At 31.6% G+C, this 24,241-nt stretch carries 24 protein-coding genes and 1 tRNA gene; 23 read left to right on the top strand and 2 right to left on the bottom strand.

Translation table 11 applies throughout. From position 1 onward, the window contains the following. Positions 1-10 precede the first annotated feature (10 nt). The 6 genes from isdF to pheT all read left to right on the top strand — a co-directional run bounded on the left by isdF (position 11) and on the right by pheT (position 6,959). Positions 11-988 carry a hemin ABC transporter permease protein IsdF gene (isdF, locus tag HMPREF3125_RS06930; protein ID WP_070452748.1) on the top strand — a complete coding sequence of 326 codons (978 nt, stop codon included), beginning with the start codon at positions 11-13 and terminating at the stop codon, positions 986-988. 37 nt (positions 989-1,025) lie between these two features. After that, positions 1,026-1,754 carry a class B sortase gene (gene srtB / locus HMPREF3125_RS06925; protein ID WP_017637650.1) on the top strand — a complete coding sequence of 243 codons (729 nt, stop codon included), beginning with the start codon at positions 1,026-1,028 and terminating at the stop codon, positions 1,752-1,754. Positions 1,755-1,770: 16 nt separating this feature from the next. Then, on the top strand, positions 1,771-2,094 hold the full coding sequence (locus HMPREF3125_RS06920; RefSeq protein ID WP_017637649.1) for an antibiotic biosynthesis monooxygenase: 324 nt from the start codon (positions 1,771-1,773) through the stop codon (positions 2,092-2,094). 228 nt (positions 2,095-2,322) lie between these two features. Beyond that, the gene (locus tag HMPREF3125_RS06915) at positions 2,323-3,063 is read left to right on the top strand and encodes a TrmH family RNA methyltransferase (RefSeq protein ID WP_070452746.1); all 741 of its coding nucleotides are present in this window, start codon (positions 2,323-2,325) and stop codon (positions 3,061-3,063) included. Positions 3,064-3,498: 435 nt separating this feature from the next. Beyond that, entirely contained in the window at positions 3,499-4,557 is a 1,059-nt protein-coding gene (gene pheS, locus HMPREF3125_RS06910; protein WP_070452743.1) for a phenylalanine--tRNA ligase subunit alpha, read from the top strand. Continuing rightward, a complete protein-coding gene (gene pheT / locus HMPREF3125_RS06905; RefSeq protein WP_070452739.1) occupies positions 4,557-6,959 on the top strand; it encodes a phenylalanine--tRNA ligase subunit beta in 2,403 nt (800 codons plus the stop codon). The genes pheS and pheT overlap by 1 nt, the downstream gene beginning before the upstream one ends. 336 nt (positions 6,960-7,295) lie before the next feature. On the opposite strand, the gene rnhC is transcribed toward pheT, so the two are convergent. Then, positions 7,296-8,234, bottom strand: coding sequence for a ribonuclease HIII (gene rnhC / locus HMPREF3125_RS06900; RefSeq protein WP_070452736.1), 939 nt, complete (start codon positions 8,232-8,234; stop codon positions 7,296-7,298). Positions 8,235-8,609: 375 nt separating this feature from the next. Here rnhC and zapA point away from each other — a divergent pair, with 375 nt between their 5' ends. The 14 genes from zapA (at position 8,610) to HMPREF3125_RS06830 (ending at position 23,079) form a co-directional block, all read left to right on the top strand. After that, positions 8,610-8,876: a cell division protein ZapA gene (zapA, locus tag HMPREF3125_RS06895; protein ID WP_017637644.1), complete on the top strand. Its 267-nt coding sequence runs from the start codon at positions 8,610-8,612 to the stop codon at positions 8,874-8,876. Continuing rightward, on the top strand, positions 8,877-9,398 hold the full coding sequence (locus tag HMPREF3125_RS06890; RefSeq protein WP_017637643.1) for a CvpA family protein: 522 nt from the start codon (positions 8,877-8,879) through the stop codon (positions 9,396-9,398). It abuts the gene before it with no gap. A gap of 75 nt (positions 9,399-9,473) precedes the next feature. Next, positions 9,474-11,186: a DNA polymerase/3'-5' exonuclease PolX gene (polX, locus tag HMPREF3125_RS06885; protein WP_046466580.1), complete on the top strand. Its 1,713-nt coding sequence runs from the start codon at positions 9,474-9,476 to the stop codon at positions 11,184-11,186. A gap of 9 nt (positions 11,187-11,195) precedes the next feature. After that, entirely contained in the window at positions 11,196-13,544 is a 2,349-nt protein-coding gene (locus HMPREF3125_RS06880) for an endonuclease MutS2 (protein ID WP_029055494.1), read from the top strand. Positions 13,545-13,716: 172 nt separating this feature from the next. Further along, entirely contained in the window at positions 13,717-14,031 is a 315-nt protein-coding gene (gene trxA / locus HMPREF3125_RS06875) for a thioredoxin (RefSeq protein ID WP_070452734.1), read from the top strand. 131 nt (positions 14,032-14,162) lie between these two features. Beyond that, entirely contained in the window at positions 14,163-15,947 is a 1,785-nt protein-coding gene (gene uvrC, locus HMPREF3125_RS06870; protein ID WP_070452732.1) for an excinuclease ABC subunit UvrC, read from the top strand. A 410-nt stretch (positions 15,948-16,357) separates the two neighbouring features. After that, entirely contained in the window at positions 16,358-16,972 is a 615-nt protein-coding gene (locus HMPREF3125_RS06865; RefSeq protein ID WP_029055492.1) for a succinate dehydrogenase cytochrome b558 subunit, read from the top strand. 53 nt (positions 16,973-17,025) lie between these two features. After that, the gene (gene sdhA, locus HMPREF3125_RS06860; protein ID WP_070452729.1) at positions 17,026-18,792 is read left to right on the top strand and encodes a succinate dehydrogenase flavoprotein subunit; all 1,767 of its coding nucleotides are present in this window, start codon (positions 17,026-17,028) and stop codon (positions 18,790-18,792) included. Then, positions 18,792-19,625 (top strand): succinate dehydrogenase iron-sulfur subunit, encoded by an 834-nt coding sequence (gene sdhB / locus HMPREF3125_RS06855; protein ID WP_017637636.1) that lies wholly within the window; start codon positions 18,792-18,794, stop codon positions 19,623-19,625. Before sdhA ends, sdhB begins: the two co-directional genes overlap by 1 nt. Before the next feature lie 173 nt (positions 19,626-19,798). Then, positions 19,799-20,596 carry a glutamate racemase gene (gene racE / locus HMPREF3125_RS06850; RefSeq protein WP_017637635.1) on the top strand — a complete coding sequence of 266 codons (798 nt, stop codon included), beginning with the start codon at positions 19,799-19,801 and terminating at the stop codon, positions 20,594-20,596. 15 nt (positions 20,597-20,611) lie between these two features. Continuing rightward, positions 20,612-21,199 (top strand): XTP/dITP diphosphatase, encoded by a 588-nt coding sequence (locus tag HMPREF3125_RS06845; protein ID WP_070452726.1) that lies wholly within the window; start codon positions 20,612-20,614, stop codon positions 21,197-21,199. Next, the gene (locus HMPREF3125_RS06840) at positions 21,192-21,710 is read left to right on the top strand and encodes a YfcE family phosphodiesterase (RefSeq protein ID WP_070452723.1); all 519 of its coding nucleotides are present in this window, start codon (positions 21,192-21,194) and stop codon (positions 21,708-21,710) included. The genes HMPREF3125_RS06845 and HMPREF3125_RS06840 overlap by 8 nt, the downstream gene beginning before the upstream one ends. Positions 21,711-21,820: 110 nt before the next feature. Continuing rightward, positions 21,821-22,258, top strand: a complete 438-nt coding sequence (locus HMPREF3125_RS06835; RefSeq protein ID WP_029055488.1) for a MarR family winged helix-turn-helix transcriptional regulator — start codon at positions 21,821-21,823, stop codon at positions 22,256-22,258. Further along, positions 22,255-23,079, top strand: a complete 825-nt coding sequence (locus HMPREF3125_RS06830) for an N-acyl homoserine lactonase family protein (RefSeq protein WP_070452720.1) — start codon at positions 22,255-22,257, stop codon at positions 23,077-23,079. Before HMPREF3125_RS06835 ends, HMPREF3125_RS06830 begins: the two co-directional genes overlap by 4 nt. A gap of 163 nt (positions 23,080-23,242) precedes the next feature. On the opposite strand, the gene HMPREF3125_RS06825 is transcribed toward HMPREF3125_RS06830, so the two are convergent. Then, positions 23,243-23,316: transfer RNA gene (locus tag HMPREF3125_RS06825), tRNA-Arg, on the bottom strand. A 362-nt stretch (positions 23,317-23,678) separates the two neighbouring features. Between HMPREF3125_RS06825 and HMPREF3125_RS06820 the strand changes: the two genes are divergently transcribed. From HMPREF3125_RS06820 to HMPREF3125_RS06810, 3 genes are read left to right on the top strand one after another with little or no spacing between them, the layout of a single operon-like run. After that, entirely contained in the window at positions 23,679-23,813 is a 135-nt protein-coding gene (locus HMPREF3125_RS06820) for a beta-class phenol-soluble modulin (protein ID WP_070452719.1), read from the top strand. A gap of 49 nt (positions 23,814-23,862) precedes the next feature. Next, positions 23,863-23,997, top strand: a complete 135-nt coding sequence (locus HMPREF3125_RS06815) for a beta-class phenol-soluble modulin (protein ID WP_017637180.1) — start codon at positions 23,863-23,865, stop codon at positions 23,995-23,997. A 49-nt stretch (positions 23,998-24,046) separates the two neighbouring features. Next, positions 24,047-24,181, top strand: coding sequence for a beta-class phenol-soluble modulin (locus HMPREF3125_RS06810; protein WP_070452716.1), 135 nt, complete (start codon positions 24,047-24,049; stop codon positions 24,179-24,181). Positions 24,182-24,241 lie beyond the last annotated feature (60 nt).

The raw sequence follows: 24,241 nt of genomic DNA, 5'->3' as shown, positions 1-24,241 counted from the left end.
GAATGATTGTATGATAAAGAACCATAAGAAGTTATTTTTAATAATATTTATACTATTAACTGTTTTAACAGCATATTTATCATTTGTTACTGGTACTTTAAAAATTACATTTAATGATTGGATAGATAAATTATCAACTGGTGAAAATAATGCGGTGGATGCGATATTAGATTTGAGATTACCTAGAATATTAATAGCAATGATAGTAGGGGCTATGTTGGCAGTATCAGGAACACTTTTACAAGCGTCTCTTCAAAATCCATTAGCTGAAGCGAACTTAATTGGCGTTTCGACTGGCGCTTTAATTATGAGAACGCTATGTATGATGTATATTCCTCAACTATATAATTATTTACCATTTTTAGTTTTTATCGGAGGATTGATTCCATTTATAATCATTATATTTTTACACACTAAATATCAGTTGAATGCGGTAAGTATGATTTTAGTAGGTGTAGCATTATTTGTGTTATTAAATGGTGTATATGACATCTTAAGTCAAAATCCATTACTGAAAATGTCTCAAGGTTTAACTATGAAAACATGGAAAGATGTATATATTATAGCGACTTCTGCAATGATAGGATTAAGTTTAAGTATTTTACTATCTCTTAAGTTGAATTTATTAAATTTAGACGATATGCAAGCTAAGAGTATTGGTTTTCAAATAGATACGTATAGATGGATAATTGGCTTATTAGCAGTATTTTTAGCAAGTGCAACAGTTGCGATAGTAGGTCAAATGGCCTTTTTAGGGATTATTGTACCTCATATTGTAAGAAAAATAGTAGGTGTTAATTATAAAGCAGTTATACCATTTTCAATAGTCATAGGAGCTTGGTTCTTACTTTTAGCTGATTTAGCAGGACGTACAATACATCCACCATTAGAAATACCTGCCAATGCTATTTTAATGATTGTAGGTGGACCTACATTGATTTATTTATTATGTAAGGGTAAACGTCAACGTAATTATAAATCTATGTAAGGCTTAACTAATGAAGAATAAAGGATTATCACATTATATGAAACACATAATAAGAATAATACAAATTATTTTAATCGTTGTTATTGTCGTTTTTACTTATCAAATAATTAAAATTTATGTTCAAGATAAAGATGAACAAGAAAGTTATGCCAAAATACAAAAGAAATTTAAAACACTATCAAATGAACATCAATCATCAGTAAGACCACAATTTGAATCCTTAGAAAAAATTAATAAAGACATCGTTGGTTGGATTCAATTAGAGGGAACATCGCTCAATTATCCTATTTTACAAGGTAAAACAAATCATGAATATTTAAATTTAGATTTTGAAAGAGAACAACGTCGTAAAGGAAGTATTTTTATGGATTATCGAAATTCATTGAATCCTTTAGATAAAAATACGGTGATATATGGTCATCATATTGGTGATCAAACTATGTTTGATGTACTTGATGATTATTTAAAACAATCATTTTATGACAAACACAAATCAATCCACTTTGATACTAAATATGGTAAATATCAATTACAAATTTTTAGTGCATTTAAAACAACAAGTAATGACAATTATATCCAAACGACTTTTGATAATGATGAACAATTTAAAGCATTTTTAATCAAAACAAAGAAGCGTTCATTGATTAAAACGAATGTAGATGTCAATGAAGGAGATAAAATTGTGACATTATCGACTTGTGAAGATGCATTTAGACAAACAGCAGGCAGAATAGCAGTTATTGCCAAATTAACTAAAATTAACTAAAAGGATGAAGACAATCATGAGATTTATGGCTGAAAACAAATTAACGCTAAACAAAGGGACAGCAACAGAAATTGTTGAAAGATTTTATACTAGACATGGTATTGAGACATTAGACGGGTTTGAAGGTATGTTTGTTACTCGTACATTAGAAAAAGAGGATTATGATGAAGTTAAAATTTTAACTTTATGGAAAGATAAACAAGCTTTTACAGACTGGTTGAAATCAGATGTATTTAAAAAAGCACATCAAAATGTTCGCAGTCAATCTGATGATAAAAGTAGTCCGATTATTAAAAATAGCGTTCATACATATGATATTGGCTATCATTATTTAAAATAAATATTTGTTTAAAAAGCAATTAGCTTCCGATTAAAAATCATTAAAATTTAGTCGGAAGCTTTTTTATTTTAATATTGTGAAGGTGTTTCTAAGTAGAACACATTAGCTAAAGCTAATGCGTATGTAACACTAAACTATTAAAATAGTAGTAATACTTTATTTTCAATTTATAACTTAATCATATACAATTAAGGATAATTAGAAATTATCATATTGGAGATTAATTATATGGAACAAATTACGTCGGCTCAAAATAATAAAATTAAAAATGCGAATAAACTTAAGAAAAAGAAAGATAGAGATAAAACAGGTTTAGCACTTATCGAAGGTATACATTTAATAGATGAAGCATATCAAAGTGGTTTAGACATTGAACAATTATTTGTTGTTGATCCTAGTAGAACAGATGAACAATTAATTGAGTATGCTTATGAAACATTTGAAATTAATTTAAAAGTTGCAGAAGCGTTGTCTGGAACTGTGACACCTCAAGGCTTTTTCGCAGTGATAAAAAAACCAGAATATGATATATCAACTGCGAAGCAAGTATTATTAATTGATAGAATACAAGACCCAGGTAATTTAGGAACGTTAATCCGCACTGCAGATGCAGCAGGTATTGATCTAATAGTAATGGAAAAAGGCACTGCAGATCCATATCAAGATAAAGTATTACGTGCGAGTCAAGGTAGTGTATTTCATATTCCTGTTATGTCAGAATCATTACAGATATTCATCGATACATTTGATGGACCCATTTATGGTACAGCATTAGATGAAGCTGTAAGCTTTAAAGAAATTGAAGCACAAGACACATTTGCACTTATTTTGGGTAACGAAGGTGAAGGTGTAAATGAAACACTATTAAATAGTACAACTCAAAATTTAACTATTCCTATTTATGGAAAAGCTGAAAGTTTAAATGTTGCAATTGCTGGTAGTATCTTACTTTACCAATTAAAAGGATAAAATATTTGTCTACATTTAGGTGACTTTAAAATTTATAAATGATATTCAAAACGGTTATTGCCGGTTGACCCTATATCAATCAATCGTCTATAATAAATAATGAATTCATAAATAATCAATGATATGGTCTACAAGAGAATTAATAGCCTATAAAAAGACGTAAACTAACATGTGAAATTGTTTAAGGGAGAATAACCGCGACTGAAAGTTATTCCAATTTTGATTAGTTTTTTTCATCTTTTTGGCTACTTAAAGAGATTTAAGTCGGAGTACGTCTTCGTTAACAACGTATACAAGTGTATGCATAAGCATAAATTTGGGTGGTACCACGGAAGGCTTTCGTCCCAGTTAGAGGGGCGAAAGTCTTTTTTGTTTAAAAAAATAAATAATTAATTGATTAATATATTGTTGATGGGATAAAAGGAGGAAAAACGTATGACTCAAAATGATCATATGGGTGAATTAAAGAAACAAGCATTGGTTGATATAAATGCTGCTAATGATGAAAGAACTTTACAAGATGTGAAAGTTAAATATTTAGGTAAAAAGGGTTCGGTAAGTGCATTAATGAAAAATATGAAAGACTTACCAAATGAAGAAAAACCAGCTTATGGACAAAAAGTCAATGAGCTAAGACAAACAATTCAACAAGAGCTAGACGAAAGACAAACGATTTTAGCTAATGAAAAGTTAAATCAACAATTAGCAGAAGAAACAATCGATGTTACTTTACCAAGTCGTCAAATTGAAATAGGTTCTAAACATCCATTAACTCGAACTATTGAAGAAATTGAAGATTTATTCTTAGGATTAGGTTATGAAATTGTAGATGGATTTGAAGTAGAACAAGATCATTATAATTTTGAAGCTTTAAACTTACCTAAATCTCATCCAGCACGTGATATGCAAGATAGTTTCTATATTACTGAAGAAATTTTAATGAGAACGCATACGTCACCAGTGCAAGCAAGAACAATGGAACAACGAAATGGTCAAGGTCCAGTTAAAATTATATGCCCTGGTAAAGTTTATCGTCGTGATTCAGATGATGCGACACACAGCCACCAATTTACTCAAATTGAAGGATTAGTAGTGGATAAAAATATTAAAATGAGTGACTTAAAAGGGACATTAGAATTATTAGCGAAAGAATTATTTGGTGCTGATAGAGAAATTCGATTACGACCAAGTTATTTCCCATTTACAGAGCCATCTGTGGAAGTGGATGTGTCATGTTTCAAATGTAAAGGTCAAGGTTGTAATGTTTGTAAACATACTGGATGGATTGAAATTTTAGGGGCAGGTATGGTACACCCTAACGTTTTAAATATGGCTGGTTTCGATGCAAATGAATATTCTGGGTTTGCCTTTGGTATGGGACCAGACCGTATCGCTATGTTGAAATATGGTATTGAGGATATTCGTCATTTCTATACAAATGATGTACGTTTCTTAGACCAGTTTAAAGCTGTAGAAGATAGAGGTGAGATTTAATGTTAATTTCAAATGAATGGTTAAAAGATTATGTAGACGTGAATCAAAATGTTCAAGATTTAGCAGAAAAAATAACACGCACTGGTATTGAAGTTGACGATATTATTGATTTTACAAAAGACATTAAATACTTAGTAGTAGGTTATGTCGTATCTAAAGCGTCTCATCCAGATGCAGATAAATTAAATATATGCCAAGTAGATATTGGTGAGGAAGAGCCTGTACAAATCGTTTGTGGTGCACCTAATGTTGATGAAGGACAATATGTCATTGTTGCTAAAGTAGGTGGACGTTTACCAGGTGGTATTAAAATTAAGCGTGCCAAGTTACGCGGGGAGCATTCTGAAGGCATGATTTGTTCATTACAAGAAATAGGTATCTCAAGTAATGTTGTACCAAAAGCATTTGAAAATGGCATTTTCGTATTTTCTACAGAGGTAACACCCGGTACAGATGCATTAGATGCATTGTATTTAAATGACCAAATTATGGAATTTGATTTAACTCCAAACCGTGCAGACGCATTAAGTATGGTAGGTACTGCATATGAAGTAGCAGCGTTATATCAAACTCAAATGACTAAACCACAAACTGCTAGTAATGAGTTAAATGAATCCGCTACAGATGAATTATCTGTTACCGTTAAAAATGAAAATAAAGTACCTTATTATAGCGCGAGAATAGTTAAAAATGTCACTATTGGTCAATCACCAATATGGATGCAATCACGTTTAATGAAAGCGGGAATTAGACCAATTAATAATGTCGTTGATATTTCAAACTATGTTTTATTAGAATATGGACAACCTTTACACATGTTTGACCAAGATCAAATTGGTTCTAATCATATTGAAGTTCGTCAAGCACAAGAAAATGAAACAATGACGACATTAGACGATCAAGAAAGAACACTACTTGAGTCAGATATTGTCATCACTAATGGACAAACACCAATTGCATTAGGTGGCGTGATGGGCGGAGATTTTTCAGAAGTGAGTGATCGAACAACTAATGTTGTTATAGAAGGCGCTATTTTTGATTCTGCTTCTATTCGTCATACATCTAGACGCTTAAATTTACGTAGTGAAGCTTCTAGTCGATTTGAAAAGGGCATTGCGACAGAATTTGTCAATGAAGCTGTTGACCGTGCATGTTATTTATTAGAAATGTATGCTTCTGGTAGTGTCCTTAAAGATAGAGTTTCTGCAGGCGATTTAGGTGAATTCATTACACCAATTCACATTACAACTGACAAAATCAATGAAACAGTCGGATTTAATTTATCTGCAGATGAAATTACAAAGAATTTCGAACAATTAGGTTTTGAAACAGAAGTAAATCATAATGAACTTACGGTATTTGTACCATCTCGTCGTAAAGACATTTCTATTAAAGAAGACTTGATTGAAGAAGTCGCACGTATATACGGCTATGATGAGATTCCATCAACATTACCAGTGTTTGAAGAAGTAACTAGTGGTACTTTAACTGACCGTCAACGTAAAACACGAATAGTGAAAGAAACAATAGAAGGTGCAGGTTTGAACCAAGCTATCACATATTCACTTGTATCTAAAGAACATGCTAAAGATTTTGCATTACAAGATAGATCAACAATTGAACTACTTATGCCAATGAGTGAAGCACATTCAACATTGCGTCAAAGTTTACTACCACATTTAATTGAGGCAACAACGTATAATGTTGCACGTAAAAATAGAGATGTGAAATTATATGAAATTGGACGAGTATTTTTCGGCAATGGTGAAGGTGAATTACCTGAAGAAGTTGAATATTTAAGTGGTATTATGACAGGTGATTATGTTGTAAATCAATGGCAAGGTAAAAAAGAAGAAGTTGACTTTTATTTAGCTAAAGGTGTTATTGAACGAGTTGCTGAAAAACTTAATTTAACATTGGATTATCGTGCAGCTAAAATTGAAGGTTTACATCCAGGTAGAACTGCAATTGTCTCTTTAAATGGCAAAGATATTGGTTTTATCGGTGAATTACATCCTTCTGTAGCGGCTGATAATGACTTAAAACGCACATATGTTTTTGAATTAAACTACGAAGAAATGATGAAAGTTTCTGTTGGTTATATCAATTATCAACCAATTCCAAAATATCCAGGTGTTTCACGTGATATTGCATTAGAGGTAAATCATGATGTACCAGCATCTGAACTTATCTCAACAATTCATGATAATGGTGCTGATATTCTTCAAGATACACAAGTATTTGATGTGTATGAAGGTGAACATTTAGAAGAAGGTAAAAAATCAGTTGCAATCAGATTAAATTATTTAGATACTGAAAATACTTTAACTGATGAGCGTGTATCAAAAGTACATGATCAAATTATCGAAGCATTGAAAGAAAAAGGAGCAACAATAAGATAATAAAGTAAGTAAAAGGCAAGTATCATTCCTTAGAGGTTGATACTTGCCATATTTATAGACAAATCTATCTTGGCGATAGGTTTGTCTTTTTAAAATCATCTCATTGTTAGATTATTTGAGGAATAATGAGCTGTATTTATGCGCTGACTCCAGAGGTAACAGTATTAGTTGAAGACCATAGAAATTCCCACAGGTTTATCTGTGTAGAATTTCTGGCTGAAACTGTACCCTGGGAAAGCATGGGTATAAAAATTGCCAACAAAGTCATGGACTTTACGGACAGTCTAATATAATTACTAATCAATATAAATAGTACTTACTTGCATTGGATTGCACTTATAAATATTTCTTTTTAATTAAAGCCTGAGCTTTGTCTCTATTCTTGAAATGTTTTTTAGAAATACTGTCTAATTTATCAATACCATATTTTTCAATTATTTTTGCAGCGAATAAGTCAACTTTATTACTTGCGCCTTTAGGAACTTCCATTTTTAATGATTTAGATATATGATTCATATGTTTTACAAAGGCATATCGAGAGATAATACTGGCAGCCGCTATGGCTAAAGATTTAGATTCGCCTTTTGTTTCAAATTTTGTTAATTTCGGATAAGGCAAATCGGATAAAGCATAACGTTGATATACGCCACGTTCTGCAAATTGGTCAATGACAATATAATTCAAATCATTAGTTTCAATTTTTTGGACAACATTTGCAATAGCTTGATTGTGTAATACAGCTTTCATTTTAACTTGTGACCATCCAGCACGTTGTCGATCATTATATTTAACATTATCAAGTGTAAGTAATGAATGGGGAATAAAGTTAACAAGTTGTTCTGCTATTTCTACTATTTTAGTGTCGGTTAATTTTTTAGAATCATCAACACCTAATTCTTTTAAAATTTTCACATGCTCTTTTGTAACATATGCGGCACATACTGTTAGTGGGCCAAAATAATCACCACTGCCAGCTTCATCACTACCTATACAATTATATTGATTGTATTTAATATAAGATGCCTGTGACTTAGAAGATTTGGAAGAATTTAAACTAGTAGTGTTACTTTGTTTTTCAGGTAGTAATTGTTGTGCTACAGTTTCGGCATTATTGCCTTGAAACATGACTTTTCCAGAATTATATATATTGATAACAGCACCGTTATGTTTCGTGCGAGCTTTCATACCTTGGGGCAACTGTACTGTATCAAATTTTATTTTAGACATTAATGTATTGATTTCATTTGTTGTTAATTTATGGACTATATTAGCCATACTTTGTTAAACCTCTCTTTATTCATACTATTGTGGTACATTAATCAAATCATATCATAACATTATCTTTTATATCATAAGTGAAAATCAAAAGAGATTAGATACTTAAATTACATTTGAAGTCTTTGAGTATGGATTTTTCTAAAATGTATAATACTAAAAATTAAAAAGGTAATCATAATTTTCTAAAGAAAAAGATTGACTTTATTAAACCACATACTTACAAAATAATTATGACTCATGTATAATGTTTAATGATAAGTAAAAAGAATAAAACCAAAAATTAATATTATGTACAAATAATATAGAAACATGATTTTGGTTAAATTAAATAGAGATACGGAATAATTTAATTAAAAGTCAGGAGATATAATTATGGGTGATTTTAAGAATAGAATAAATGTAACAATTAATGACCAACATTTTACAATAATTGGTGATGATAGCCCAGAGCATATACGACATGTTGCTCATTTAGTAGATGAGACAATGAGAGAATTAGGGCAAAAATCAGCTGGACTAGATACAACGAGGAAAGCTATTTTAACAGCCGTCAATATCATGCATGAAAAAGTAAGCTTAGAGGAAGAAAACCGTCGATTACAACAAGAACTTAATCAATTAAAACAACGAGAAGATTAGATGTTATTAGACATTGTTATATTAATCATTTTACTGTATTTTGCAATCGTTGGATTTCGACGAGGATTGTGGCTTACAAGTTTACATTTTATTTCTTCAATAGTGTCGTTATGGATTGCAATGCAATTTTATCGAGACATCGCAAAACGTTTAATCGTGTTTTTACCTTTTCCAAAGACTGTTGCATATGATACCCAATATGCGATATCTTTTGATCACTTACAATATCGTTTTGAATCTATAGTAGCTTTTATTTTAATTGCGCTATGCAGTAAGTTGATTTTATATCTAATCATCGTCACATTTGATAATATAGTTGCATATCAACCTTTAAATATCATTAGCCGTATCTTAGGTATTATATTAAGTTTAATAATGGGTATTATATTTATTCAAATCATGATGTATATTTTAGCTTTATATCCTAATGTAATGATACAAAATTCATTAGGTCATTCATTATTAGCTAAGCATATTCTATTGCACACACCTTATGTTTCACAATTAATTTTAAATTTATAAAAAATGATGTTGAGGTCAGGACAGACAATTTGAAATAGTAATATGTCCTGGTCTTATTTTTATGGAGAGATGTATATGACTAAAAAAGATGTTATTCAATTATTAGAAAAAATAGCTACTTATATGGAGTTAAAAGGAGAAAATACCTTTAAAGTGTCTGCGTATAGAAAAGCAGCTCAAAGTTTAGAAGTAGATGAACGACCACTAGATGAGATTGAAGATGTAACTGAATTAAAAGGTATTGGAAAAGGAGTCGGTGATGTCATTAATGAATATCGACAATCTGGACATTCAACTGCATTAGAAGATTTACAAAAAGAAGTTCCTGAGGGACTAGTTCCTTTATTAAAAATACAAGGGCTAGGTAGTAAAAAAATAGCTAAATTATATAAAGAACTAAATATTACCGATAAAGCGTCATTACAAGAAGCGTGTGAATCAGGTAAAGTAAGTGAATTAAGTGGTTTCGCTAAAAAGACGGAACAAAATATTCTAGAAGCAGTTAAAGCATTAGGTGCTAAAAAAGAAAGTTATCCAATTGATCAGATGAGAGGTCTTAATCACCAAATTATAGATTATATTAGTCAATTAGACGATATCGATCAATACTCTTCAGCGGGAAGTTTTAGAAGATATAAAGAACAAAGTAAAGATTTAGATTTTATTATTAGTACGAATGAACCAGAAAAAGTACAACAACAATTATTAAATATTCCTAATAAAGTTAAAGATGTAGCGATAGGTTCAACTAAAATATCAGTAGAACTAGAATACGATGATGAAACAATTGGCGTAGATTTTAGATTGATTGAACCTTCTGCTTTTTATCATACATTGCAACATTTCACTGGATCTAAAGATCATAATATTCGCATTAGACAATTAGCCAAAGCTCAAAATGAGAAAGTTAGTGAATATGGTATTGAAAAGGATAATGGGGAAGTATTGCAATTTAATAGCGAAGCGGAAATTTATGAACATTTTGGAGTTTCTTGGATTGAACCTTCAATGCGTGAAGATGGAAGTGAATTTGATAAAGATTTAAGCCAAATTATTCAATTAGATGATATTAAAGGTGATCTTCATATGCATACCACATATAGCGATGGTGCATTTTCAATAAGAGACATGATAGAAGCCAATATCGCTAAAGGATATGAATTTATGGTTATTACTGATCATTCACAAAGTTTAAGAGTGGCAAATGGTTTACAAGTGGAACGTTTGTTACGTCAAAATGAAGAAATTAAACAATTAAATGAAGAATATGATGAAATTGATATTTATTCAGGTATTGAAATGGACATATTACCCGATGGTTCATTAGACTATGATGATGAGATTCTTGCACAATTGGATTATGTCATTGCAGCGATACATCAAAGTTTTAATCAATCTGAAGAAGACATTATGAAACGCTTAGAAAATGCGTGTCGTAATCCATACGTAAGACATATTGCTCATCCAACTGGTAGAATTATTGGCCGTCGTCCTGGATACGAACCAAATATTGAAAAACTAGCTCAACTTGCTGAAGAAACAAATACAATTTTAGAAATTAATGCGAATCCAAAGCGTTTGGATTTAAATGCACAAACAGTACGACAATATCCAAATGTTAAATTAACCATTAATACAGATGCGCATCATACTGATCATTTAGAATTTATGAAATATGGTGTTGCAACAGCGCAAAAAGGATTTGTTACGAAAGATAGAGTAATCAATACAATGTCTAGAGAGGCATTTAAATCGTTTATTAATAACAACATAAAAATGAAGAAATAGAGGGATTGCATGAGACAAAAAACATTAGATGTCTTAGAATTTGATAAAATAAAATCATTTGTATCAAATGAAGCTATCAGTGATTTAGGAAGAGAAAAGGTAGCAGAAATGTCTCCAGCAACAGATTTTGAAACAGTTGAATTTCAAATCAATGAAACTGACGAAATTTCGCAAATATATAATAAACATCGACTTCCAAGTTTGAGTGGTTTATCAAAAGTAGCGCAATATATTCATCGTTCAACTATTGGTGGCGTCTTAAATGTAACTGAATTAACTGCGATTAAACGTTTGATACAAGTTCAAAATCAATTTAAGACATTCTATAATCAATTATTAGAAGAAGATGAAGAGGTTAAATATCCAATTTTAGATAGTAATATGGCACAACTACCAATACTAACTGACCTTTTTAAAGATATTAATGAAAAATGTGACACACATGATTTATTTGATCATGCAAGTTACGAGTTACAAAGTATCCGTAGTAAGATATCAAGTACTAACCAACGTATTAGACAAAATTTAGATAGAGTAGTTAAAAGTCAGGCTAATCAAAAAAAATTGTCTGATGCCATTGTGACAGTAAGAAATGATAGAAATGTTATACCTGTGAAAGCAGAATATAGACAGGACTTTAATGGTATCGTTCATGACCAATCAGCTTCTGGACAAACATTGTATATTGAGCCATCTTCAGTTGTTGAAATGAATAACCAAATTAGCCGATTGCGAAATGATGAAGCAGTTGAACGTGAACGTATTTTAACTGAGTTAACGGGTCAAGTAGCAGCTGAAGCGGATGCTTTGTTAACAGCAGAGTCAATTATGGGTCACCTTGATTTTTTAATTGCAAAAGCGAGATATGCACGTTCTATCAAAGGAACTAAACCAACATTTCATAAAGAGAGAACCGTTTATTTACCCAATGCATACCATCCATTATTAGATCAAAATACAGTTGTAGCTAATACGATTGAATTTATAGATGACATCGAAACAGTCATTATTACTGGTCCGAATACAGGTGGTAAAACAGTAACATTAAAAACATTAGGATTAATTATTGTCATGGCACAATCAGGGATGCTTATTCCTACATTAGATGGTAGCCAATTAAGTGTATTTGAAAACGTGTATTGTGATATAGGTGACGAACAATCAATAGAACAATCATTATCGACATTTTCATCACATATGAAAAATATTGTTGAAATATTAAAAGATGCAGATAAAAATAGCTTAATTCTATTTGATGAATTAGGTGCAGGAACAGATCCTAGTGAAGGTGCAGCACTTGCGATGAGTATACTAGATCATGTAAGAAGTCTAGGAGCTTTAGTTATGGCGACAACTCACTATCCAGAATTAAAAGCTTATAGTTATAACCGTGAAGGCGTGATGAACGCGAGTGTTGAATTTGATGTTGAATCATTAAGTCCAACATATAAATTACTTATGGGTGTGCCTGGACGTTCTAATGCATTTGATATATCTAAGAAATTAGGCTTAAGTCTTCATATTATTAATAGAGCTAAGACAATGATTGGTACTGATGAACAAGAAATAAACAATATGATAGAATCACTTGAGAAAAATTCAAAACGTGTGGATGAACAACGTATTGAATTAGATAGACTAGTCAAGGAAGCACAAACAACACACGACGAACTAGAAAAACAATATCAACAGTATCAAAATTATGAAAAATCATTAATGGATGAAGCGAAAGAAAAAGCGAATCAACGTGTGAAATCTGCAACTAAAGAAGCTGATGCGATTCTTAAAGAATTGAGAGAATTAAGAGATAAAAAAGGTGCAGACGTTAAAGAACATGAACTTATTGATAAGAAAAAACAATTAGATGATCAATATGAAGCGAAATCCATTAAACAACATGTTCAAAAACAAAAGTATGATAAAATTCAAGCTGGCGATGAAGTTAAAGTCTTATCTTATGGACAAAAAGGTGAAGTGCTTGAATTAGTTGGCGATGAAGAAGCGGTTGTTCAAATGGGTATTTTAAAAATGAAACTACCTATTGAAGATTTAGAAAAAATGAAAAAGAAAAAAGAGAAACCAACGAAAATGGTTACCCGTGCGAATAGACAAACTGTAAAAACAGAACTTGATTTAAGAGGTTATCGCTATGAAGATGCACTAATCGAATTAGACCAGTATTTAGATCAAGCAGTATTAAGCAATTTCGAACAGGTTTATATTATTCATGGTAAAGGCACTGGTGCATTACAAAAAGGTGTACAACAACATTTAAAACGACATAAAAGTGTTAAAACATTTAGAGGTGGTATGCCAAGTGAAGGTGGATTTGGTGTTACCGTAGCTTCTTTAAAATAAATCTTCATAATAGATATTTTGTTGAGGCATTAGCCTAAAGTAAGTGGAAAATTGAATGATTTCTTGAGGAAATTTGCCACTTTAAAAAAAGAGCAAGCAGATTGCAATGCATTACCTTATAAATTCTGTTATAATTTGCTCATCATTTAAAAATTAAGGAGGATTGGCAATTATGGCAATCGTAAAAGTAACTGATTCTGATTTCGATAGTAAAATAGAATCTGGAGTTAAATTAGTAGATTTTTGGGCTACTTGGTGTGGACCATGTAAAATGATCGCTCCAGTTTTAGAAGAATTAGCAGGGAACTATGATGGTAAAGCAGACATCTTAAAATTAGATGTAGATGAAAACCCATCAACTGCAGCAAAATACGAAGTAATGAGTATTCCAACTTTAATTGTATTCAAAGATGGACAACCAGTTGATAAAGTAGTAGGTTTCCAACCTAAAGAAAACTTAGCTGAAGTATTAGATAAACACCTATAAGAATATAGACATGAAGACTGGGGCATTTCATAAGAATGCTCCAGCTTTGTTTTGTCTATTCCTATTTAATATTAATATTTTTTCATAAAAGAATTTATCGTAATTAAAACCAACAAGAAAGGAGGAAAAACATGGAAACGTATCAAGAACAAATTAAAACTAAGTTAAATGTCGTACCATTGGAACCTGGTTGTTATTTAATGAAAGATCGTAATGATCAAGTAATTTATGTTGGTAAAGCTAAAAAATTACGTAATCGATTACGTTCATATTTTACTGGTGCACATGATGCTAAAACAACGCGCTTAGTGAGTGAAATACGTAATTTTGAATTTATTGTAACCTCAAGCGAGACAGAATCATTACTTTTAGAATTAAACTTAATTAAACAATATCAACCACGTTACAATATTTTGCTGAAAGATGATAAAAGCTATCCATTCATTAAAATTACTAAAGAAAAACATCCTAGATTAATCGTAACCAGAACAGTTAAAAAAGGATCTGGTAAATATTTCGGTCCATATCCTAACGCTTATTCCGCACAAGAGACAAAAAAATTATTAGACCGGATATATCCATTTAGAAAATGTGATAAAATGCCGGATAAATTATGTCTTTATTATCATATTGGTCAATGTATGGGGCCGTGTGTTTATGATGTAGATTTAGATAAATATGCTCAAATGACAAAAGAAATTAGTGATTTTTTAAATGGTGAAGATAAAACGATATTAAACAATTTACAAGATCGTATGGAGAAAGCTAGTGAATCATTAGATTTTGAACGTGCTAAAGAATATCGTGATTTAATTCAACACATTCATAATCTCACTAAAAAGCAAAAAATTATGTCTACCGATAATACGATTCGTGATGTTTTTGGATATAGTGTGTCTAAAGGATGGATGTGTATCCAAGTATTTTTCATTAGGCAAGGCAATATGATTAAAAGAGATACAACGATGATTCCGATTCAACAAACAGAAGAAGAAGAATTCTATACATTTATAGGTCAGTTCTACAGTTTAAATCAACACATCCTACCTAAAGAAGTTCATGTCCCTAAAAATTTAAATAAAGAAATTATTCAATCTGTTGTGGATACTAAAATAGTGCAACCTTCAAGAGGTGCAAAAAAAGAAATGATAGATTTAGCTAACCATAATGCCGAAGTGTCATTAACAAATAAATTTGAATTAATCGCTAGAGACGAATCAAGAACAGTTAAAGCAATTGAGGAACTCGGTGAAAGAATGGGAATACAAACTCCTATTAGAATTGAGGCATTTGATAACTCCAATATCCAAGGTGTGGATCCCGTATCAGCCATGGTAACTTTTGTAGATGGTAAGCCAGATAAAAAGGGCTACCGCAAATATAAAATTAAAACGGTTGAAGGGCCAGATGATTATAAATCAATGAGAGAAGTAGTCCGTCGACGATACACTCGAGTTCTAAATGAAGGTACCCCATTACCAGATTTAATCATTGTTGATGGTGGTAAAGGGCATATGAACGGTGTTATGGACGTACTTGAAAATGAATTAGGTTTGGATATTCCAGTTGCAGGACTACAAAAGAATGACAAACACCAAACGTCAGAATTATTATATGGTGCGAGTGCTGAAATAGTGCCATTGAAGAAAAATAGCCAAGCTTTCTATTTATTACACCGCATTCAAGATGAAGTCCATCGTTTTGCTATTACATTCCACAGACAAACGAGACAAAAAACAGGTCTTAAGTCAGTACTTGATGATATAGATGGAATTGGAAGTAAACGTAAAACGAAATTATTAAGAACTTTTGGATCAATTAAGAAGATGAAAGCAGCATCTTTAGAAGAATTAAAAAAATCTGGACTACCCGAAAATGTTGCAAAAAACTTACAGCACGCACTTCAATCAAAATAAATTGACAAATTTTGGACATGAGAATTATTCTCATGTCCAAAAGTGCTTTAAATAATGTTACAATATAGTTAACAAAAGGCTATTTTTTTAAAGTTGTTTGGAAGCGTTTTCTAATTGAGAATTGTTATCAATCATGTAGGGTTACATGAATTGCTATAGAATACTCACATATGACGACATCATTATATGAAATCTATAACATGACTAGCCCTTTTCTTTTTTATGAAATACTTTTTTGATTTTAAATTTAACAGGAAGATGCTCCCAAGTATCTTTAAAGTGATTTAATTAAGACGAGTACAAAATAAAGAAGTAAAAGAAGCTAGTATTTTATATGGTTTTTTACGGCAGTTTACATACAACTTTATAATTTTAGTCAATTAATTAAATGTTTACAGGGGGGACTCCTTTTGGCTCAATCAAAAAATGAATTCTACTTAAGACGAATCCATTCGTTATTAGGTATTATCCCAATCGGTGCATTCTTAATTGTTCACTTATTGGTCAATCATCAAGCAACACAAGGGGCGGAAGCTTTTAATAAAGCCTCAGGTTTCATGGAATCAATACCGTTCTTATTGGTAGTTGAATTTCTATTTATTTATATTCCGCTTTTATACCATGGTTTATTTGGTTTACACATTGCATTTACAGCAAAAGAGAATGTGGGTCATTACTCATTATTCAGAAACTGGATGTTCTTTTGCCAAAGAATAAGTGGTATTTTAGCATTCATCTTTATTGGTATGCACTTATGGCAAACACGCTTACAAAAAGCTTTTTACGGTAAAGCAGTTGACTATAATATGATGCACGAAACTTTACATAATCCATTGTGGGCTATTTTCTACATTATTTGTGTAATTGCAGTAGTATTCCACTTTTCAAATGGATTATGGTCATTCTTAGTTACATGGGGTATTTTACAATCTAAAAAATCACAACGTGTCTTCACATGGGTATCGTTAATTGTATTTTTAATTATCTCTTATATCGGCGTAACTGCTATTATCGCATTTATGTAACAAATACAGATTAACTAGTCTTAGTTTTTATATTTCAGGGGAGTGACATTTCTATGGCAGAGAAAAAAATTATTGTTGTCGGTGGAGGACTTGCCGGTCTGATGTCAACAATTAAAGCAGCAGAAAAAGGTGCACATGTAGATCTATTCTCATTAGTACCTGTTAAACGTTCGCACTCAGTTTGTGCCCAAGGTGGTATTAACGGTGCGGTAAATACAAAAGGTGAAGGTGACTCACCTTGGATTCACTTTGATGACACTGTTTATGGTGGCGACTTCCTAGCAAACCAACCACCAGTAAAAGCAATGGCTGAAGCTGCACCTAACATCATTCACTTATTAGACCGTATGGGTGTTATGTTTAGTAGAACTAATGAAGGTCTATTAGACTTCAGACGTTTCGGTGGTACGTTATATCACAGAACAGCATTTGCTGGAGCTACAACAGGTCAACAATTATTATATGCGTTAGATGAACAAGTTCGTTCATTTGAAGTAGATGGATTAGTAACAAAATACGAAGGTTGGGAATTCTTAGGTATAGTTAAAGATGACGACAATGCTGCTAGAGGTATTGTTGCACAAAACATGACAACTTCTGAAATTCAATCATTCGGTTCTGACGCAGTAATTATGGCAACAGGTGGTCCTGGTATCATCTTCGGTAAAACAACTAACTCAATGATTAATACAGGTTCTGCAGCATCTATCGTTTATCAACAAGGTGCAGCATACGCAAATGGTGAATTCATCCAAATTCATCCAACTGCTATTCCTGGTGACGATAAATTACGTCTGATGAGTGAATCAGCACGTGGTGAAGGTGGACGTATCTGGACATATAAAGATGGTAAACCTTGGTATTTCTTAGAAGAAAAATATCCTGACTATGGTAACTTAGTACCTCGTGATATCGCGACACGTGAAATTTTCGATGTATGTATTAACCAAAAATTAGGTATTAACGGCGAAAACATGGTTTACTTAGATTTATCTCATAAAGATCCGCATGAATTAGACGTTAAACTTGGTGGTATTATTGAGATTTATGAAAAATTCACTGGTGATGATCCACGTAAAGTACCAATGAAAATTTTCCCAGCAGTACACTACTCAATGGGTGGTCTATATGTTGATTATGACCAAATGACTAACATTAAAGGTTTATTTGCTGCAGGAGAATGTGATTTCTCTCAACATGGTGGTAATAGACTTGGCGCCAACTCATTATTATCTGCCATCTATGGTGGTACAGTAGCTGGCCCTAATGCTATTAAATATCTTGATGATATTGAAACTTCATACACTGACTTAGATGACAGTATTTATGAAGCACGTGTGAAAGAAGAACAAGAACGCTTTGGTAAATTATTAAACATGCGCGGTTCTGAAAATGCTTATAAACTTCATCGTGAATTAGGTGAAATTATGACAGCAAATGTAACTGTTGTGCGTGAAAATGATAAATTATTAGAAACAGATAAGAAAATCCAAGAATTGATGAAACGTTATGAAGATATCGATATGGAAGATACACAAACTTGGAGTAACCAAGCTGTATTCTTCACTCGTCAATTATGGAATATGCTTGTGCTAGCACGAGTAATTACAATTGGGGCTTATAACCGTAATGAATCACGTGGTGCACACTACAAACCAGAATTCCCTGATCGTAATGATGATGAATGGTTAAAAACAACTATGGCGTATTACCAAGGTAGAACAGAAGCACCTAGATTTGAATACGATCCAGTTGATATTAGCTTAATCCCACCACGTAAACGTGATTACACTAGTAAGTCTAAAGGAGGTAAAAAATAATGGCTGACCAATCAGTAAAAGACACTCCAGAAACTCAAAGTAATCAACAACAACAGCAAAACGATCAACCAAAACAAAAAACGGTTAAATTAATTATCAAACGTCAAGACGATAGTGAATCTAAACCATATGAAGAAACATTTGAAATTCCTTATAAAGAAAATTTAAATGTTATTGCTTGTCTAATGGAAATTAGACGTAATCCAGTTAATATTAATGGTGAAAAAACAACTCCAGTAACTTGGGATATGAACTGTTTAGAAGAAGTATGTGGTGCTTGTTCAATGGTTATCAACGGACGCGCAAGACAATCTTGTTCTGCAATTGTTGACCAATTAGAACAACCTATTCGTTTAGAACCAATGAGTACTTTCCCAGTAATTCGTGACTTACAAGTTGACCGTTCAAGAATGTTCGACAACTTGAAACGTATGAAAGCTTGGATTCCAATCGATGGTACTTACGATTTAGGACCAGGACCACGTATGCCTGAGAAAAAACGTCAAACAGCTTATGAATTATCTAAATGTATGACTTGTGGTGTTTGTTTAGAAGTTTGTCCAAACGTTACACAAAATAATAGCTTCGTTGGCGCACAAGCTATTTCACAAGTTCGTTTATTCGACTTACACCCAACAGGTGCAATGACAAAAGATGAACGTTTAGATGCATTAATGAGCGCAGGTGGTCTACAACAATGTGGTAATTCTCAAAACTGTGTGAATGCATGTCCAAAAGGTATTCCTTTAACAACATCAATTGCTGCAATGAATAGAGAAACTTCATTCCATATGTTCAAATCATTCTTTGGTTCTGACCATAAAGTAGATTAATAATATAAGTGACAGATTTAGCGATACCCAATAAAAGGGGTATCGCTTTTTTATTTAATGATTTACTTTGTATTGGCCATGAATAGATAACGACTGTAACAATTCAAAATAATAAACACATTGAATCGCGTATGATAAAATAAAACTTAATTATGAAATAAGGATGTAAGACTATGAATAGACCAATTGGCGTTATAGATTCAGGTGTTGGTGGTTTAACAGTAGCTAAAGAAATTATGAGACAACTTCCTAATGAAACGATTTATTACTTAGGAGATATTGGTAGATGTCCATATGGTCCAAGACCAGGTGAAGAAGTTAAACAATTTACAACTGAAATTGCACAAAAACTTGTAGAATTTGATATTAAAATGCTAGTCATCGCATGTAATACAGCGACTGCCGTTGCATTAGAACATTTACAGAAAATATTACCGATTCCAGTGGTAGGTGTCATTGAACCTGGTGCTAGGACAGCTATTATGACAACAAGAAATCAAAATGTTTTAATATTAGGAACAGAAGGTACAATTAAATCAGAAGCTTATCGTAAACACATTAAACAAATTAATCCTAATGTAGAAGTATATGGTATTGCTTGTCCAGCTTTTGCTCCTTTAGTAGAACAAATGAGATATAATGATCCGACAATTACAAGTATTGTTATACATCAAACATTGAAACAATGGAGAAATAGTGATGCTGATACTGTTATATTAGGTTGCACACACTATCCATTATTATATCAACCTATATATGATTATTTTGGTGGTAAGAAAACTGTTATTTCTTCTGGACTAGAGACAGCTCGAGAAGTAAGTGCATTATTAACATTTAGTAATGAACATGCTAGTTATACAGAACATCCAGCACATCGCTTTTTTGCTACAGGAGATACGACATATATTGAAAATATTATTCAAGAATGGTTAGGTATGGATGCTGAAGTTGAACGAGTTAATGTTGGATAAATGGAGGGAAAAATAATGGAAGATATCGTTATTGCGTCTAATAATCAAGGTAAAATAAATGATTTTAAAGCTATATTTCCTAATAAAAATGTCATAGGAATAAGTGAATTGATTAAAGATTTTGATGTAGAAGAAACTGGTACAACATTTGAAGAAAATGCTAAATTAAAATCAGTAGCTGCAGCTAAAGCATTAAATAAGCAAGTCATTGCAGATGATAGTGGCCTTGAAGTACAAGCACTTAATGGAGAACCAGGTGTTTATTCTGCAAGATATGCTGGTTTAGATAAAAATGACCAAGATAATATTAAAAAGTTACTTGATAATATGAATAACGAGACTGAAAGAGCTGCACAATTTGTATGCGTTATTAGTATGAGTTCACCAAACGGACAAACTCAGCAATTTAAAGGAACGGTATCAGGAGAAATCACAACTGAACCTATAGGAGAAAATGGCTTCGGTTATGATCCTGTTTTTTATGTTCCGTCACTTGGTAAAACAATGGCACAATTAACAGATGAGGAAAAAGCGAAAATCAGTCATCGTGGAAATGCTATTAATCAATTACAAAAATTTTTAGCAGGTGAGAATAATGAGTAAATGGATTGTAGTAAGTGATAATCATAATGAATCGGGAATTCTTTACGATATTTACGAGAAACATAATGATGCAGATGTTTTTCTTCATTTAGGTGATTCAGAATTTCAATATGATGATACTGAACTTAGCCTTTACAACAGAGTGAAAGGTAATTGTGATTTTTATCCAGAATTTCCTGAAGAAAATACAATCTCAAATAATCGGATCAATGCCTTTTATACACATGGGCACTTATACCAAGTAAATCAAACGAGAATGAAATTAGCTGAAAAAGCTAAAACATTAAACGCTCAACTAGCATTTTACGGGCATACACATGTTGCTAAATATGAAAATATAGCTGATGTACATGTGATTAATCCAGGTAGTATTTCTCAATCAAGAAGTGCTGTTGAAGAAACATATGCCGAATTAATTATTGTAGATGATGAGAACAAAGCAACGTTAAATTTTAGAAATAGAGAGCATAAAGTGATAGATACAATTGAATTTAAACTAAATGATATTTAAAAATATGCATAAGCTTTCTTCAAAGTTGAATTATATATTCAACGGACAAGAAAGCTTATTATTTTTTGACATATAGTACACCTAGGTGTACTATTTTATTGGAGGTACATATGAAAGGTAATGAATTACAACAATTTAATCAATTTCACTTAACATTTATTGAAATAAGTAAAATTATTAACGAAGTTATTGATGAAGAAAATATTGATATTTCAAGAGAACAATTAGGCATTTTTAAATTACTTTTAGAACATAAACAATTATCTGTGAATCAAATAGCTGAAAAACAAGGTGTATATAAAACTGCAATTTCAAAAAGGATTAAGAAATTAGAAACAAAACATTTTGTAGAACGGATAAAGTCTGGAGATAAAAGAGAGAAAGTTATACAACTAACTGAGGAAGGACTTCAATTTTATAATAATAGACAAAACAAGTTGTATGAAGGTTTTAAAAGGAAATTAAATTTAAATAATAAAGAATTAAATGATCTTTTTGATTATACGAACCACATCAACGACATTTTAAAAAAGGATGAAGAACAATGACAAATAAAATTAAAGTTCATGTTTTACACACAGGGAATGTGATTGTAGATGAAGCGTTACCATTTGGATATTCAAATAATAGATTACTTGCATGGACAGGTCTTTTTAGATCTAAACAGCATCAAATTAAGATACCTGTTTCAGTTTATTTAATAGAACATCCTAAAGGTTTAGTATTAATAGATACTGGATGGCATACAGATAATAGAACACATCAAATTAAAAATTTACGTTTTCAATATCCTGTAAATAAAGCTGATTTACCAAAAGGAGAAGCAGTGCATGAACAATTGATAAAACTAGGATATAAACCTAGTGATATCGACTATATATTAATGAGTCATATGCATTGTGATCATGCTGACGGATTAAGATTAGTTAAAGATGCTAAACATATATTAGTTAGTGAAGAGGAATATGAAGCTATACAAAAAGATAAAATGCATTATCTTCCTCATGAATGGAAGGGTGTTCACTTAGAAACATTTAAATTTGAAGATAGCGATTTAGGACCTAAAAAGAAAGCTTTTGATTTATTTGGAGACGGTACTATTAAAATGATATGGTCACCAGGACATAGTAAAGGTCTAAGTTCTACGATTGTAAAATCTTATGATAATGAGAAATTCTTATTCCTAGTATCTGATATTGGTTATGCTTCTAAATCTTGGAAAGAAAATATATTACCTGGAGTATTAGTTGATAAAAAAGATGCTCAACAATCTTTAAATTGGGTGATAGAGATGGTGCAAAATCCTAATTGTATAGAAGCCATTGCTAATCACGACCCAGATGTTAAACCTCATATGGTAGAATTATAATGATAGATAGGAAATCATTTTTTTAAGTTTATTTGTAAGTATTCAGGTCCCTAAAAAGTCCCTATAAATTAATAATCAAAACAGCTAGGCATTCAAAAATGCCTAGCTGTTTTGATGTCATAAAAAAAGAACTGTAATCCAACAGGATTACAGTTCTAGTTAGCGTCCTGGGAGGGATTCGAACCCCCGACCGATGGCTTAGAAGGCCATTGCTCTATCCAGCTGAGCTACCAGGACATTTTTTAACACAAGAATTATTATAGCTAAATTAACTGTAATATGCAATAGCTATGATATAAAAAATGTTTATATTTTTCACTATTGTAGTGTATTGAAACAATATCATAAAGTGTTTTTAAGTTTGAAGAATATTTGAATCTATTGAATTGTGAACAATTCAGTTTTGTATCCCTAACTGTTCAAAACTGAAAACGATTTTACAGTTTTGAAGTGTTTATAGCGAAGTAAGGAAAAGACGCCAAAGTTGGGCATGAAAGTTATATATTATAAATAACAAAACGATAGATAAACAACACGAATCAATTTACCTCAGTTTTTGAAAGTAACTTTTGAACAATAAATATTAAGGAGTGTTTATAGTGGAAGGTTTATTCAAAGCAATTAAAGATACAGTTGAAGCCGGTGTTAATAATGATGGAGCTAAATTAGGCACTAGTATCGTAAGCATCGTAGAAAATGGCGTTAGCGTATTAGGGAAATTATTTGGATTCTAAGTCTTAACAACAATTAAAATAAATTAAAACAGAAAAGGAGATTTTTATAATGACAAAATTAGCAGAAGCAATCGCAAATACAGTACAAGCAGCACAAAATCACGATGGAGCTAAATTAGGAACAAGCATCGTAAGCATCGTAGAAAATGGCGTTAGTGTATTAGGAAAATTATTTGGATTCTAAGTCTTAACAACAATTAAAATAAATTAAAACAGAAAAGGAGATTTTTATAATGACAAAATTAGCAGAAGCAATCGCAAATACAGTACAAGCAGCACAAGGACATGACGGAGCTAAATTAGGCACTAGTATCGTAAGCATCGTAGAAAATGGTATAGGGGTATTAAGTAAATTATTTGGATTCTAAGATTTATCAATTACTAAAATAAATTATAACAAAAGGAGATTTTTATAATGACAAAATTAG

Source organism: Staphylococcus sp. HMSC13A10, assembly GCF_001808005.1.
In the GTDB taxonomy this organism is placed as follows: Bacteria; Bacillota; Bacilli; order Staphylococcales; family Staphylococcaceae; genus Staphylococcus; species Staphylococcus pasteuri.
Note: the sequence above shows the minus strand (reverse complement) of the source record. Positions and strands in the feature narration are given on the sequence as shown.